The 16,369-nt window shown below is 40.8% G+C and carries 14 protein-coding genes; 11 read left to right on the forward strand and 3 right to left on the reverse strand.

Translation table 11 applies throughout. The annotated features are described in order from the left end of the window. Positions 1 to 129: 129 nt before the first annotated feature. Positions 130 to 1,086: a glycoside hydrolase family 43 protein gene (locus NQ550_RS01025; RefSeq protein ID WP_025577880.1), complete on the forward strand. Its 957-nt coding sequence runs from the start codon at positions 130 to 132 to the stop codon at positions 1,084 to 1,086. A gap of 44 nt (positions 1,087 to 1,130) precedes the next feature. After that, positions 1,131 to 2,705, forward strand: coding sequence for a glycoside hydrolase family 43 protein (locus NQ550_RS01030; RefSeq protein ID WP_025577879.1), 1,575 nt, complete (start codon positions 1,131 to 1,133; stop codon positions 2,703 to 2,705). Positions 2,706 to 2,758: 53 nt separating this feature from the next. On the opposite strand, the gene NQ550_RS01035 is transcribed toward NQ550_RS01030, so the two are convergent. Beyond that, a complete protein-coding gene (locus tag NQ550_RS01035) occupies positions 2,759 to 3,682 on the reverse strand; it encodes an ArsR/SmtB family transcription factor (RefSeq protein ID WP_025577877.1) in 924 nt (307 codons plus the stop codon). A gap of 395 nt (positions 3,683 to 4,077) precedes the next feature. Here NQ550_RS01035 and NQ550_RS01040 point away from each other — a divergent pair, with 395 nt between their 5' ends. The 4 genes from NQ550_RS01040 (at position 4,078) to arfA (ending at position 9,224) form a co-directional block, all read left to right on the forward strand. Next, on the forward strand, positions 4,078 to 5,472 hold the full coding sequence (locus NQ550_RS01040; RefSeq protein WP_025577875.1) for an ABC transporter substrate-binding protein: 1,395 nt from the start codon (positions 4,078 to 4,080) through the stop codon (positions 5,470 to 5,472). A 265-nt stretch (positions 5,473 to 5,737) separates the two neighbouring features. Then, a complete protein-coding gene (locus NQ550_RS01045; RefSeq protein WP_330366414.1) occupies positions 5,738 to 6,637 on the forward strand; it encodes a carbohydrate ABC transporter permease in 900 nt (299 codons plus the stop codon). 1 nt (position 6,638) lies between these two features. Beyond that, a complete protein-coding gene (locus NQ550_RS01050) occupies positions 6,639 to 7,514 on the forward strand; it encodes a carbohydrate ABC transporter permease (RefSeq protein WP_172678313.1) in 876 nt (291 codons plus the stop codon). A 186-nt stretch (positions 7,515 to 7,700) separates the two neighbouring features. Continuing rightward, entirely contained in the window at positions 7,701 to 9,224 is a 1,524-nt protein-coding gene (gene arfA / locus NQ550_RS01055; RefSeq protein WP_025577870.1) for an arabinosylfuranosidase ArfA, read from the forward strand. Between the two features lie 111 nt (positions 9,225 to 9,335). Here the strand turns inward: arfA and NQ550_RS01060 are convergent, their stop codons facing one another. Then, positions 9,336 to 10,163: a MurR/RpiR family transcriptional regulator gene (locus tag NQ550_RS01060; protein ID WP_025577869.1), complete on the reverse strand. Its 828-nt coding sequence runs from the start codon at positions 10,161 to 10,163 to the stop codon at positions 9,336 to 9,338. Between the two features lie 274 nt (positions 10,164 to 10,437). On the opposite strand from NQ550_RS01060, the gene nagB reads away from it, so the two are divergent. The 3 genes from nagB (at position 10,438) to NQ550_RS01075 (ending at position 13,186) form a co-directional block, all read left to right on the forward strand. After that, entirely contained in the window at positions 10,438 to 11,181 is a 744-nt protein-coding gene (gene nagB / locus NQ550_RS01065) for a glucosamine-6-phosphate deaminase (protein WP_025577868.1), read from the forward strand. Between the two features lie 111 nt (positions 11,182 to 11,292). Next, positions 11,293 to 12,396 (forward strand): N-acetylglucosamine-6-phosphate deacetylase, encoded by a 1,104-nt coding sequence (gene nagA, locus NQ550_RS01070; RefSeq protein WP_025577867.1) that lies wholly within the window; start codon positions 11,293 to 11,295, stop codon positions 12,394 to 12,396. A gap of 88 nt (positions 12,397 to 12,484) precedes the next feature. Further along, on the forward strand, positions 12,485 to 13,186 hold the full coding sequence (locus tag NQ550_RS01075; protein WP_008707088.1) for an N-acetylmannosamine-6-phosphate 2-epimerase: 702 nt from the start codon (positions 12,485 to 12,487) through the stop codon (positions 13,184 to 13,186). A gap of 142 nt (positions 13,187 to 13,328) precedes the next feature. Here NQ550_RS01075 and NQ550_RS01080 read toward each other — a convergent pair whose 3' ends face one another. Further along, positions 13,329 to 14,186, reverse strand: coding sequence for a MurR/RpiR family transcriptional regulator (locus NQ550_RS01080; protein ID WP_008707087.1), 858 nt, complete (start codon positions 14,184 to 14,186; stop codon positions 13,329 to 13,331). A gap of 424 nt (positions 14,187 to 14,610) precedes the next feature. Here NQ550_RS01080 and NQ550_RS01085 point away from each other — a divergent pair, with 424 nt between their 5' ends. Together NQ550_RS01085 and NQ550_RS01090 are read left to right on the forward strand one after the other, a co-directional pair. Then, positions 14,611 to 15,492 (forward strand): carbohydrate ABC transporter permease, encoded by an 882-nt coding sequence (locus NQ550_RS01085; RefSeq protein ID WP_008707086.1) that lies wholly within the window; start codon positions 14,611 to 14,613, stop codon positions 15,490 to 15,492. 249 nt (positions 15,493 to 15,741) lie between these two features. Continuing rightward, a complete protein-coding gene (locus NQ550_RS01090) occupies positions 15,742 to 16,365 on the forward strand; it encodes a carbohydrate ABC transporter permease (protein ID WP_226840115.1) in 624 nt (207 codons plus the stop codon). Positions 16,366 to 16,369: the final 4 nt, after the last annotated feature.

The following is a 16,369-nucleotide window of genomic DNA, read 5'->3' on the forward strand; positions in this document are numbered from 1 at the left end:
AATCTGCAAAAAATGTGCAACGAAAAGAAAAAAATATAGTTGATATTTTCTGAAAAATGCAGTACAATTTTAAATACATAAAAAATAATTTATATAAATCTAAAATAAAAACAGACAGGGGGACACACAATGAGTGAAGAACTTAAGTATAATGAGCCATGGATTCTGCAGAGAGCAGATCCATATGTTTATCGCCACACAGACGGAAACTATTATTTTACAGCATCCATACCGGCCTATGACCGGATTGTACTGAGAAGAAGCGAAACTCTGGCAGGACTGAAAGATGCGGAAGAAGTGACAGTCTGGGAGAAACACAAAGAAGGAATCATGAGCGAACATATCTGGGCGCCGGAGCTTCATTATCTGGACGGAAAATGGTACATCTATTTTGCGGGCGGAGATAAAGATGATATCTGGGCAATCCGCCCTTATGTGCTGGAATGTGCAGATACAGATCCGCTTACAGGAGCCTGGACAGAGAAAGGCAAAATGGGACGTGCGGATGCAGATGAATTTTCTTTTGAAGCTTTCTCTCTGGATGCAACAGTATTTGAAAACAAAGGAAAACATTACTATGTATGGGCTGAGAAGGTAGGGGTCGGCAAGCAGATTTCCAACCTTTATATTGGCGAAATGGAAACTCCGTATAAACTGAAAACCGTTCAGGTACTTCTCACTTCACCGGATTATGACTGGGAAAGAGTTGGTTTCTGGGTGAATGAAGGACCGGCAGTTATTCATCATGACGGCAGGATTTATCTTACCTATTCTGCATCTGAGACAGGTGCTGCATACTGCATGGGAATGCTTACAGCAGATGAAGATTCTGATCTTCTTGACCCGAAATCCTGGACAAAAGAACGTTATCCGGTTCTTCGTACAGATGAGTCCAGAGGAATCTATGGACCGGGGCATAATTCCTTCACTGAAGACGAAGAAGGAAATCCGGTCATGGTTTATCATGCGAGAACAGAAGCAGAGATTGAAGGGAATCCGCTGTACAATCCAAACCGTCATGCCATGCTGATGAAAATCCGCTGGGATGAAAAAACGGGTGCACCGATATTTTCTTACGAAGATTAATGTAACCTGAGATGGGATAATATTTGGAAAACAGGAGAACTGGTATGAGAAAAAAATGGGGAATGATCCTGGGGCTGACAGGAATGATGCTTCTCGGAGCACAGAGTATATATGCTGCGGAAGCTGCTGATGGCACAGCAGAGACAACAGATGCGGCAAACGAAAAAGAAACAGCAGGCGCAGATGATATTGAGAGCAAGATTAAGAAAGGTGGCTTTACTGCCGGAGCTTCCGTGCATGATCCATCTGTCATCAAAGACAATGACACTTACTATATCTTTGGCTCCCATATGGAATCTGCGAAGTCCACAGATCTGAGAAACTGGACCGGTTTTTCCTCCGGGGTCAATGCAGAGAATAAGCTGTTTGACAATCTTTTTGACGGAGAAGAAGACGGCGATCCGGCAGCGTTTACTTATGTAGGAAAGAACGAGGAAGGTGGTTATTCCGTATGGGCGCCGGATGTCATCTATAACAAAAAAATGGGAAAATATGTGATGTATTTCTGCACCACATCTTCTTATGTGAAATCCAATATCTGCTTTGCAACAGCAGACGATATTAAAGGTCCGTATCACTATGAGGATACATTCCTGTACTCTGGTTATAGCTATCATGATGTTAAGGAAAGTAATATCGAAGAACTGATGGGAACAGACCCAAGGCCATATACAGCAGCGTCTTATGACAATAATAACTGGCCAAACTGTATTGACCCGGATGTTTTTTATGATGAAGACGGGCGTATGTGGATGGTCTATGGCTCCTGGTCCGGCGGTATTTTTCTGATTGAAATTGATGAAGAGACCGGCTATCCGATTTATCCGGAAGCAGACGAAGAAAATCATGTGGACAGCTATTATGGAAAGAAACTTCTCGGTGGTTATCACAACTCCATCGAAGGTCCGCATATTATGTATGATGAGACCAGTGGATATTATTATCTGTTTTTGTCCTATGGAAATCTGCAGGCAAAAGGAGGTTATCAGATGCGTCTCTTCCGCTGTGACACTGTAGACGGAACTTATACAGATGCAGCAGGGAAGGATATGTATTTATTTGTGGAGCATAAAGATCATGGACTGAAAATGATGGGAAATTATACATTTCCAAGTCTTACTCAGACCTATATGGCACCAGGCGGACAGACTGCATTTGAAGATGAAGATGGTAAATTATACCTGGTCTATCATCAGCGTTTTGCTAAAACCGGAGAACTTCATGAGCCTCGTGTACATCAGCTGTTCCGCACAAAAGACGGATGGCTGGTTGCTGCGCCATTTGCCACAGACGGCAAGACATTGAAAGAGGATGGATATTCCGGAGATGAAATCCAGGGTACTTTTTATCTGGTAAATCATGGTACGGATATTTCGGACAAGGTACATAAACCGCAGAAGATTCAGCTTAATGCAGACGGAACAGTTGCCGGAGAAGAACTGAAAGGCAAATGGGAAGCAGAAGAATGCACACCATATATTGATGTGACTCTCGGTGAAAATACTTATACAGGAGTTGTCCTGAAAATGACCGATGAGGCAGGCAATGATACGATGTGCTTCAGCGCTAAGGGTGACAATAATGAAACTATATGGGGCGTGAAATATCTGTTGCCATAAATGGCTGTGGGAGTATCAGGAGCAGTATATAAATCTGAAGTCAGGCGGAGAAATCAGATGTTTTCGGGATGATAACCGATGGTAATCCGTATATGCTGGTTATAATCTCCGAAACCTGCACCAAAAAGAGTACACCCGCCGGGATGTTTGGCGCCCGGCAAAACAGAAAAACGAAATTTCATAACAGACTGATCAGTGAGTGCAAGCTGTCTGGTGGAAACATCAGACAGCTTTTCTGCGTCCAGAAAAGTGCCTTCAGGGGTGATCGTCAGTTTTTTCAGCAAACCATACTGATTCAGAAAAGAAAACCACCAGGAAGGATTGTATTTTCCTCTGCGGTCCCCGTAATCTCCAGGGCTGGTCCAGGTGCCGAGGATCACACCGTTCAGGGAAAAGGTAATATCCGAAGGCCATACATCGCAGAACCGGGGGGCTTCGGAACTGATCTCAAAGGAAACTGTAAGTTCTTCAATCACGCTGTGATCAGGGATGAAATTGGGCAGTATATACTCCAGATATCCGGTGGTGAACCAGACGATCCTTGCCTGGCGGCTGCCTGGGTGTATGAAATACCGTGGCTGATCCAACTGTCCTACAAAAGAAGTAGAAGTTGCCATACCACAGGTGGGGGTTACCGAGAAATCAGAAAAATGTCCCACGCCGATTTCTGCACTGTAAATCTGCAGATCAGGACCGGAAAGCGCCATATTTACCAGAAGCTGATCCCAGTCTTTTATAAAATAGCAGCGTTTCTGTGTTCCGTGTGTGAGAGATTCATCCCTGAATTCTATCAGCCCGGCTTCAGCCAGAAGATTAAGGTGAGGGGACAGGGTTGTAACAGGGATTTTCAGGCTTTGTGCAATTTGCTTAATGTTCAGACCTTCTTTTTCCTGAATCAGACGCAAGATCTGTACACGGACAGGGGAACCGAGAGCTTTGAAGATGGCGAGACCATCGGAAACAGAACAGGATTTCATGTAAAAACCTCCTTTTGACTGTATTTACAGGCATATAACACTAAATAAGAACTTTTAGTAAAATACGTTTTGATTAGTTATTTTACCATAAAATTACTTAAAAAAATATAGGAAAATAGCAAAAAAATGGATAGATTGACGAATAAATATCAGACATTTATTTTAGATAATACTAAAATAATAAAAATAAATCAAAAATATATTGACATTTACAGGAATAAATTATATAATATCAACATAAACCGGAGTTGAAAATAAAAAAGTTGTGCAAAATAACCATAACAAAAAGAAAGACTATATATTTTAAAAAAATACGAAATAATTATGGAGATTGTACAATAGCATCATTGAAACCGGAAGAGCGCAAAGAAATGCAAAAAAAGGAGGATCTTTTTATGAAGAGAAGAAAATTGTTCGCGTTACTTATGACTGCAGCTATGGCAGTGTCCAGTATGAGCATGGCAGTGAATGTCTTTGCAGAAGAAGACACAACAGAGGAAGCTGCTGAGAGCGAAGAACCGGCTGAAGGAGAGCCTACAGCAGTAACAACCGTAGGTCCTGATGATGGAACAAAATTCGAGATGTGGTCATTCGTAGACCTGCATAATGAGTTTTATGGTCAGATGGTAGATAAGTGGAATGAAGAGAATCCGGACAAACAGATCCAGATTACATTCAGTACATATCCATACTCTGATATGCATAACAAATTAATGATGTCCTTACAGGCAGGATCCGGTGCTCCTGACCTCTGCGATATCGAGATCGGACAGTTCCCGAACTATTCCGGTGATGACAGCCCTCTGTATTCCATGAATGATGCACTTGCTCCTTATGAAGATACAATGGTGCAGTCAAGACTTGATGTTTATTCCAAAGCTGACGGAACAAGACTTGGTGTTCCTTTCCATGTAGGTGCAACTGTTATGTACTGGAACGCAGATCTTCTTGAATCTTATGGATTAGATTACAAATCTGTAAAGACATGGGATGATTATACAAAACTTGGTGAAGAATTAAAAGAAGCTTCCAACGGTGAAGTGTACTTAACTTCTGTTGATACAGGCGGTGTTGACTGGATGTGGCTTGCAATGGCTGAGAATGGTGAAGACTGGACAGGCGGTCCGGACGGAACTGTAAACGTACAGCTTGATTCTGTAAAAGAAATGCTCACAATGCAGCAGAACTGGTTAAACGATGGAATCGCAATGGTATCCACAGACGGACATGTTGACCTTGAAGCTGGTTTCTCCAACATCATGGAAGGTAAAATTGCTTCCTTCCCAAAAGCTATGTGGTACATGAGCCGTTTCAAAGATTACATGCCGGAGATGGAAGGCAAATATGACATCACAACATGCCCTGTATTTGAAGAAGGACAGAAATGCTCCGTTGGTATCGGTGGTACAGGTACTGTTGTAACAAATCAGTGTGAGAATCCTGAACTTGCAGCTGAATGGCTTGCATGGGCTAAATGCTCTGAAGAAGGTGAAAACCTGATCTGGAACGAACTTGGATTTGACGTCTGCAACACAGCATTATGGTCTGACGAAGATTTCGCATATGATGAATCCAATACTTATAACACATTCTTCCGTGTAAAACCATACGAAGTTCTGAATGAACTTGCTGAAAACGATGCAATCGGAACTATTTACACAACAAAGAACTCTCCGACACTGAACGATTACATGTGTACAACAACTCTGAACAATGTATTAGAGGATGGCATGGATGTAGATGAAGCGCTTCAGGATGCACAGGATTATCTTGATTTCGAATGTGAATAATAAGATGATAATAGTTCACTGATCAAGTGAATAATGAACGGTTACTGCAGTGACCGAAATGATATGGGAGGCCAGGGAAACGCATTCCCTGACCTCCTTTACTGTTATCCTGGTGAGAAATGAGATTTTCACAGGATGTGGAGTCTGATTTCTTTTCAGGATAATGGTAATAAGAAAAAAGAAATTATCTGTAACTGTTCAGTAAACCATGATTCCATATGATGCTGAAAAGTTACTGCTATTTTTAGAAGAGGAGGAATTCATTGTGAATAAAGTGAAAAAGATGCTCTATTCTCAGAAGGTGGCACCCTACGTATTCGTAATTCCGTTTGTTATCAGCCTTCTGGTATTCTGGTTATATCCGCTCATCAGTGGTATTGTAATGAGTTTTCAGGATATTTCATTTGGCGGTTCTCAGTGGGTTGGTCTGAAGCATTATCAGAAACTGGCTTCCGATAAGTTCTTCAAGACGGCTGTATTTAACAGTGTGGAATACATGCTTCTGACACTGCTCCTGCTGATTCCGATCCCGATGATGCTTGCAGTACTGATGGAAAGCCGTCTTACCAAAGCCAAAGGTGTATGGAAAGTGATCATGTACATTCCGGCACTTACATCTGTAGTTATTTCCGGTATGTTATTCCGACTGATGTTCTCAGAAGGTGATAACGGACAGATGAACCAGTTAATGCATTTGCTTGGAAATGCCAGTATCCCATGGCTGAAAGAAAAGACTACCGGATGGATAGCTTTGTTATTACTCTGTATGTGGAGATGGACAGGTGTTAATATGTTGTACTTTATTTCCGGTTTAAAGAGTATTGATACATCTCTTTATGAATCAGCAGACATCGACGGTGCCAATGCAAAACAGAAATTCTGGTACGTGACATTGCCGCTTCTGAAACCGACAACTATCTATGTTATTACAATTTCCGTATATGCCGGTCTGTCCATGTTCCTTGAGAGTTTCATGTTGTGGAATGGTAACTCATCACCGAAGAACATTGGTCTTACTATCGTAGGATATCTGTATAAACGTGGTATTGAGAAAAATGATATGGGTTATGCGTGTGCTGTAGGTATGGTGCTTCTGGTCATTGCCCTGGCTATCAATGTTGTCCAGCTTGTGGCAACAGGAACATTCAAGAAGGAGGAAAAGTGATATGGCAAAAACAGCAGCTCAGCCAAAGACAATGGAATCAAATCATAAAGTTGCGTCTGTATTATCCACAGGGCTTTTCGCTATCCTCTGTGTGCTGATCGCATTCCCGCTTCTTGCAGGTTTCTTCGCTTCCTTCCAGGAAGGCCGTGAAGTAGTTATGAAGGGTATGTCCCTGAATCTTGATTTCTCCAAGATGCATCTGGACAACTACAAATACCTGTTTTCCGGAAATGAGGATTCCCGAAAATATTTTATGTGGTATAAAAACAGTCTGATCTTGACACTGATCACGGTAGTTCTGACACTGTTGGTATGCTACTTCATCGCATACGGTCTGACCATGTACAAGTTTAAACTTCAGGGATTTTTATTCTTCCTGGTAATCGCAACCATGTGTGTTCCTTTTGAAATCCTGATGCTTCCTCTGTATAACGAAGTTACATCTCTTGGGATCATCAATACAAGAGCCGGTGTTATTCTCCCCGGATTATGTGGTGCGTCGACGATTTTCTTCTTCAAACAGTATATGCAGAGTCTTCCGAAAGAGCTTCTGGATGCAGGAAGAATCGACGGATGCACAGAGTATGGTATCAGTGTTAAGATTATGATGCCGATCACCAAACCGGCATTTGCATCCATGGCAATCCTCTGTGCAATGGGTTCCTGGAACAACATGTTATGGCCGATGCTGGTATTCCGTGATACAAGCAAATTTACACTGCAGATCGGTCTGAATACATTGCTTACACCTTATGGAAATAACTACAACCTTCTGATCGCAGGTTCCATGTTCGGTATTCTTCCAATCCTGATCATCTACCTGATCTTCCAGAGATACCTGATCGATGGTATGACATCCGGTGCTGTTAAGGGTTGATCAAAAGTTGTAAATATTCAAATCGTAACTTGCTGACATGATATAAAATGAGCTGTCCCATTGAGTTTTGAAATTAATGTTACTGTAACCGGTGATCATTTGACATTACTTATGAGGCAGCTCAAATAATATAACGACAAACTAATTTCTCAAACTAAATTTAAGAACGGAGGTTCAAAAAACATTATGGCAAAACAGGCAAAAATGGTAGTGGACAAAGCATTCTCCATTTCCAAAATCGACAAAAGAATTTACGGTTCCTTTATTGAACATCTGGGAAGAGCTGTATACGATGGAATTTATCAGCCGGGACATCCGCTTTCCAATGCTGACGGATTCCGTAAAGATGTTATTGATCTGGTAAAAGAACTGGACGTGCCGATCGTACGTTATCCGGGCGGAAACTTTGTATCCAACTTTTACTGGGAAGACAGTGTAGGTCCGGTTGAGGAAAGACCTCACAGACTGGAACTTGCATGGAGAAGCCTGGAAAAAAATGAGGTAGGACTTCATGAATTTAAGAAATGGGCAGATGCAGCCAACTCAGAAGTGATGATGGCGGTAAATCTGGGAACAAGAGGAATCACAGATGCCTGCAACCTTCTGGAATACTGTAACCATCCTGGCGGAACCAAATACAGTGATCTCCGTATTAAACATGGACAGAAGGATCCATACGGATTCAAAACCTGGTGCCTTGGGAATGAAATGGACGGTCCATGGCAGATCGGTCACAAGACTATGGATGAGTATGGAAGACTGGCAGAAGAGACAGCCAAAGCAATGAAGCTTATTGACCCGTCTATTGAGTTTGTTGTATGCGGAAGCTCCAATCAGGAGATGCCTACATTTGCACTCTGGGAAGATCATGTACTGAGCCATACTTATGATTATGTAGATTACTTATCTCTTCATACATATTATGGAAACCGTTCTGACGACAGCAATGACTTCCTTGCAAAGTCCGATGATATGGACGAATTTATCCGCACCATTATCGCAACCTGCGATTATGTAAAAGCAAAAAAACGCAGCAAAAAGAATATGTACCTCAGCTTTGATGAGTGGAATGTATGGTATCATTCCAACGCTGCTGACAACGACATCACAGAAAATCATCCATGGCAGGTGGCACCGCCGCTTCTTGAAGATATCTACAATTTCGAAGATGCCCTGCTGGTAGGTCTGATGCTGATCGTTCTGATCCGCCATTCAGACAGAGTGAAAGTGGCATGCCTTGCGCAGCTCATCAACGTTATTGCTCCGATCATGACTGACCCGAATGGAGGAGGTTCCTGGAAACAGACTATTTTCTATCCGTTTATGCATGCTTCCAAATATGGCCGTGGTGTTGCGCTTCAGCCGGTAATCTCATCCACAGAGCATGAGACAAGCGGACATGGAAGCATCACAGATGTTGAGGCAGTTGCTGTTTACAATGAAGAGAAAGAAGAAGTTACAATCTTCGCAGTAAACAGAAGCCTGAAAGAGGATGTTGTTCTCAACACAGACGTGAGAAGCTTCGAAGGCTACAGAGTTGCTGAGCATATTGTGCTGGAAAGCGATGACCTGAAAGTAGTCAATGCATTCGGACAGGAAAACGTAAAACCAAAAACAACACAGCAGACAACCATGGACAATGGTGAACTGACAAGTATGCTTCATAAAGCATCCTGGAACGTGATCCGTCTTGTAAAAGACAATAAATAAAAATGATCCCTCTTAAGCAGACAAGGTAGATAACCAAAATCTTCTTAAGAGGGATTTTTTATGGCTATTTTGGCAGGGGATAGTGTCGGGAATGTTTCTTGCATATCAGAATTATTTAATCAGAAATGGCTGAAGTGTCTGTATCGTATATTCATGCAGAGCTTCTTTTTTGCTCCTGTCAATCTGCAGATAGTGAGCATAAAGTACATCCAGAACCAGCAGAATAGGAAACTGTGGGGAAATGATATTTCCATATTCCAGATGTTCCATGCTTGCGAAGATGAGCGTCTCATCGCAGAAGTCCTGATAGGATTTGTCCTGTCTTGCGGTCATAAGAAGTGTATAAGCTCCGTGCTGATGTGCAGCCTTCAGAGAAGAGATAATATCATCCGTCTGTCCGCTGACACTGATACCGATGACCAGACAGTTCTCATCCAGAATAACAGAATTCACCTTCATAATATGACTGTCTGTAACTGCTTCGATATTTAGTCCGATACGCATGAAACGAAGCTTCATCTCCTGAGCTACGAGACCGGAACTGCCTCTTCCGTAAACATAAACACGAGGTTTAGAAACCAGCAGATTTGTGATCCGTGTGATCTGCGCTTTGTCTAGCAGAGCGTTAGATTTATTCAGAAGTTCCTGATAAGTATTAAATTCCGATACTTCAAAATTCGGAATATTTTCTTCGGGACCTGGTGCCAGGTTCTGCTTATACTCATAAATAAATTCTCTGTATCCGTGAAATCCACATTTCTGGGCGAAACGTGAAAGTGAAGCTTCAGATACATAAAGAAGCCCGGAAATATTTCTGGAAGAAAAATCCTGCTCTTCAGTATTATGAATAAAGAAATCGGCGATTGTTCTTTCCAGCGGAGTGAATGTATGGTAATAAGATTCAATTAAAGGAATAATTTTATGTTTGTTTAATGACATATGGAATCCTTTCTGTATGGTGGAATTGCTATAGATTACTATAACATTGTAGAATTTGTTTCACAAGGAGAATGTAAATATTTTCATGAAAAATATAAACAAGGAAAGTAATTTCGGCAAGCTTTAAAAACCGAACTGCAAAATGGCTCAAAATAATAAAAAATGAAAGAAGATTCTAAAAACAATACATTCATTGAAAATAGAACCAACGGGAATTATAATGAGCTTATAACAAATCGGCAGTGTCAGATGACACGCAAAAAAGGAGAAAACTATGATTATTTATGTAGGTAAAGATTATCAGGACGTAAGCAGAAAAGCAGCTAATATCATGTCTGCCCAGATTATTATGAAACCAAACGCAGTTCTTGGACTGGCAACAGGCTCTACACCGGTCGGATTATATAAACAGCTTATCGAGTGGTACAACAAAGGCGACCTTGATTTCTCACAGATCACATCTGTAAACCTGGATGAGTATAAAGGACTTTCCGGTGACAACGACCAGAGCTACCGTTATTTCATGAACACAAATCTGTTTGATCATGTAAACATTGACAAAAACAGAACCTATGTACCAAACGGACTGGAAGAAGACAGTGACAAAGCATGTGCGGATTACAATGAGATCATCCGCAGTGTAGGCGGAATCGATATCCAGCTTCTGGGAATCGGCGGAAACGGACATATTGGTTTCAATGAACCCGGAGAAGCTTTTGAGAAGGAAACTCACTGCGTAGACCTTACAGAGAGCACCATCAAGGCAAATGCAAGATTCTTTGAAAGCATGGATGAAGTTCCGAAACAGGCATACACCATGGGAATCAAGAGCATTATGGCAGCAAAGAAAATCCTTCTTGTAGCAACAGGAAGTGCCAAGGCAGATGCTTTGTACAAATCCCTGTATGGACCGATCACACCAAATGTACCTGCATCTATCCTTCAGCTTCATCAGGATGTAACCGTAGTGGCAGATGAAGATGCGTTAAGTCTTATTAAAGAAAAAGGACTTTTATAATACCGGCTCTTGTGTGATAACAACAGTATCAGTGGAAAGAATTGCCTGACAGAGATAAAGTCAGGGAAGTACTTAATAATTCACTTCAGCGAGAAAAGAGGCAAAAATCAGATGATTATAAAGAACGGAAAAGTTTTTCAGGAAGATGGCAGTTATAAAGTCGCAGATCTGTATGTAGAGAACGGCAGAATTGTGGCTTCAGCAGATGAAGTAACCGATAAAACGGAACTGGATGCATCGGGACTGAAGGTTCTGCCCGGACTGGTAGATATCCACAGCCATGGTGCAGTCAGACATGATTTCTCAGATGCAGATGTTGATGGGTTAAGAACAATCCTTCAGTATGAAAAATCTCATGGAATCACATCCTATTGCCCGACATCCATGACACTTCCAAAAGAAGAATTACTTAAGATTTTCCAGACTGCAAAAGATGTAGAACAGGATGAAACCTGTGCACGTATTGTGGGTATCAATATGGAAGGACCTTTCCTTGATCCTGCGAAAAAGGGAGCACATGTAGAAGGCTATATCCGTAAACCGGATATTGAATTTTTCAGAGCATGTAACGAAGCTGCGGGCGGAATGATCAAACTGGTAACTCTTGCACCGAATATGGAAGGCTCTGAGAAATTTATCAGAGAATTACATAATGAAGTGGTTATTTCCATCGGACATACAGCAGCAGATTATGGCTGCGCAGCAGAAGCGATGAAAGAGGGAGCACTTCATGTGACTCATCTTTATAATGCCATGAATCCTATGGGACACAGAGAACCCGGTGTGATTGGCGCAGCAGCAGACAATCAGGACTGTATGGTAGAACTGATCGGTGATGGGATTCATATCCATCCTGTAACTGTACGCAATACCTTCCGTTTATTTGGAGACAGCAGAGTCGTCCTTATCAGTGACTCCATGATGGCAACAGGTATGGAGAACGGACTGTATGAACTGGGCGGACAGGAAGTGACCATGAAAGACAGAAAGGCAACTCTGGCAGATGGAACGATCGCCGGTTCTGCAACCTGCCTTTTCGATTGTATGAAGTGTGTTATTTCCATGGGTGTACCGGAGAGAGAAGCGATTCTGGCAGCAACAGCAAATCCGGCGAGAAGTATTGGGATTTATGATGAGGTGGGTTCCCTTGCTCCCGGAAAACGGGCAGATATTGTGCTGACAGACGAAGAGTTGAATATTGTTAAGGTACTGTAGTGTAAAAGAAAAGCTTTCCGACAGAATGTGCACAGATAAGAGTATGGACATTTTGCCGGAATGCAGTTCTGTATCAAGGAGAGAAATGATGACTAAAAAAGAGATTTTAGATGCGATTCATGGAAAAATGATCATTTCCTGTCAGGCGGTAGAAGGTGAACCATTATATGTAGAAGAGAAATCCATTATGTATCTGATGGCACGCGCTGCAAAACAGGCAGGCACACCTGCAATCCGTACAAGCAGTATCCGCGATGTCATAGCGATCAAAGAAGAAACAGGTCTTCCGGTGATCGGGCTGGTGAAGATCCAGTATCCCGGGTATGAAGGATATATCACACCTACCATGAAAGAAGTAGACGATCTGGTAGCAGCAGGATCTGATGTTGTAGCTCTTGACTGTACACTCCGCAAACGTGGTGATGGCTCAACTGTCAATGAGTTTATCGCACAGATCAAAGAGAAATACCCGGATATTATCCTGATGGCAGATATTTCCAATTATGAAGAAGGTATCAACGCATGGAAATGTGGTGTGGATATTGTTGGAACAACCATGAGCGGTTATACTGATTATACATCAAAAAAGGATGAACCGGATTATGGACTGATGGAGAGACTTGCAAAAGATACAGATATTCCGGTTATCGGAGAAGGCAAGATCCATTATCCGGATCAGGCCGTAAAGGCATTACAGACAGGTGTATGGGCAATCGTGGTAGGCGGAGCAATCACACGTCCGCTGGAAATCGCACAGAGATTCCAGAAGGCAATTGAAAACAGCAAATAAAAAGTATATCAAAATTAATACTATAGCAATTCCAAAGGGGATATAACAGTTAAACTATAAAGTTATCTGTTACATCCCCTTATTTCGTGTCACAAAGAGTTAACCTGCAACATTTTGATAACATAAAATTTCTTCGAACACATTATAGCAATTTATTTGCAATTGCATGAGCTGTTGCAGAACGGGCTGCGGAACAGGTATCAGGTTTTTGACTGCAGTATCCATAAAATAGGCAGTCTATCAAAAACAGTTGCCCGACTTTGGCTGCAACTGAACCGGACTGTAGAGGACTTTCATTATAACCGCACTGTAATACTACTGAAGCAAATTCAGCTCCGGCAGATTTTGGAAAATGTGTAATAAGAATGACAGGAACGTGGCGACTGGAAGCTATCTGTAAGGTATCACACATATCTCTGGTAGAACCTGAATAAGAGAAGAAAAGGATGGCATCTTTTGAATCAGCCATTGCAATTGCACTGGCCTGCATGTGGGAATCACAAATATGTACAAAATTAGGAGAAGCTGTAGAAAAACGAGCCCATGCTTCCATTGCCATGATCATACTTCCTCCCTGACCGAAACAATATATACGGCGAGAAGACGAAAGGATTGATATTGCCTTAGACATTTCTTCTTCATCATAAAGCGCATAACTTTCATTTAAAGAAAGAAGATTGGCTGCGTGCACTTTCGCACATATAGTAGAAATAGAATCTTCAGAAGATACGGGTTCAGCGGAATTACTGGAATCACCAAGATCGGTGGTACGGTCTGCCTGGGCTAAAGCCAGTTTAAAAGCATTATATCCGGAAAGGCCTAATCCGCGGCAAAAACGGGTTATGGTAGCTTCGGATACCTTGCAGTTTTCTGCTAAGGAAGTAATAGAAAGATATTGAGTTTCTGTGGTATGAGAAAATACATAATCTGCCAGTTTTTTTCCGGATTTGGTAAGAGAATGATATTGTTCGGTAATGGAATCAAGAATACTGTCTGCCATGCTAAAACCTCCATCAAAGTGTAAAAATAATGTCATGAATTGCTCTGGTGTTTTGTAAATATGGATGAAACTGGCAATTCCTGTATTGAAAAATATTATAAGACAAGATTTAATTGTGTGCAAGAAGATATTTTCATAACATGTATAAATGAAAATAATTTTATTATGTTTGAAATAAAAAGCATAATTACTTTATAAAAATACTAAATATATTGTGCAAATTTAACTAAAATAAAAATTATTTTCATTAATAAATAATATTGAAAATAATTTTATCTAATGATATTATATTTTACATAATAAATGAATAAATAAGAAACATAACAAGATATTAGCGAAATAAAGGGAGGAAGAAAAATGAAGATTAAAAGAAAAAAATAGATGTTACATATAAAAAAATACTGAGGAAAGGAAGAATACTATTTTGAATAGAAATCGAGAGAATGGTGAAAACAGATTTGCCTATCTTGTAAATGCTCCTATGATTATTTATCTGGCATGTTTTCTGGCGTTTCCAATGGTTTGGGGGTTATATATGAGTTTTACAAATAAGACCATTGGAAATCCGGCATCGTTTGTTGGATTTAAAAATTATATCAGACTTTTAGGAGATGCCGAATACAGAAGATCTATCTTAAATACAGTGTTTTTTACAGCTGTTTCCATTCTGGTAAAAACAGTATTGGGAATGTTGATGGCATTATCATTAAATCAGAAATTTAAGGGTAGGAATATAGCAAGAGCATTACTGATGATTCCGTGGACACTGCCCAATATTGTTGTCGTATATAACTGGCGATGGATATTTAATTCAACAGGTGGAATTGCCAATTATATTTTAAAATCCTTACATATTACAAATACAGATATTATATGGTTTGGATCTGCCGGATTAGCGATGACTACAATTATTGTAGCTAACGTATGGCGAGGAACACCATTCTTTGGGGTATCGATTCTGGCAAAGCTGCAGACAATTCCCAAAGATTATTATGAAGCTGCTGAAATTGACGGAGCAGGTTTATGGCAGAAATTCAGGCACATTACATTGCCAGAAGTAAAAGATGTAACGATCTTATCAGCGCTTATGAGTACAATCTGGACGATTAATGAATTTGAAACTGTATGGTTACTGACCGGAGGTGGACCAAACGGAACGACAGAGGTTATGAACGTATACAGTTACAAGACAGCCATGAGAAGTATGATGCTTGGACGTGGTATTGCGGTTGCAGTACTGGCAATGCCTGTTCTTATGATTCTTATTAGTATCCTTACACGTCGTATGCTTCCGGAAGGTGAATGATCAGGCAGCTGAATGTGTACAGGAAAATGAAAGGAGAATTATATGAAAGCAAAAAAAAGAACAGCATTACTTGGAAGAGTATATTTGATAATATGCCTGATTGTAGCACTGTTTCCAATATACTGGATGATTAATACATCTTTTAAAAGTGATTCTGAAATTTATGCAAAAGTGCCGACTCTTATACCACATCATCCTACAGGGGCTGCCTATTCTTATTTAATAAATAATATTAATTTTCTGTCCAGTATGAAAAACAGTTTGATTATTGCGGTATCTGTTTCTGTATTTTCAATTTTAATAGCATACCCTGTTGCGTATACATTATCAAGGTTGAAATTTAAGGGAAGACGAATTTTTTCAAAGTCCGTGCTATTCATGTATTTGCTGCCAACTACAGTTTTATATATTCCGTTATATATGCTGGTATCGAAAATGCATCTTACAAATACAATCTGGGGATTAATTGTAATTTATCCAACGTTTACTTTACCTTATGTAGCCTGGATTCTGATTCCACATATTGCAGCGGTTCCAAAAGAACTGGAAGAAGCGGCCAAGGTAGATGGCTGTTCCAGAATAGGAACGATGTATAAGATTGTATTTCCATTGGCATTACCGGGAATTATATCTACTACGATTTTTACTTTTGCAATGTGTTGGGGAGAATACATGTATGCTCTGGTAAACCTGACATCAAGTCAGGTACAGACATTCCCGCTGGTTATTTCAGGTTTAATTTATGGTGATATGCCACCATGGAACCAGCTTATGGCAGGCGGTGTTCTTGCAGGTATTCCGATTATTGTAATATATATGCTGGCATCCAGCGGTCTGGTTGGCGGAGCGACTGACGGTGGTGTAAAAGGTTGATAAA

Origin of the sequence: Blautia wexlerae DSM 19850, assembly GCF_025148125.1 — a bacterium.
GTDB classification, from domain to species: domain Bacteria; phylum Bacillota; class Clostridia; order Lachnospirales; family Lachnospiraceae; genus Blautia_A; species Blautia_A wexlerae.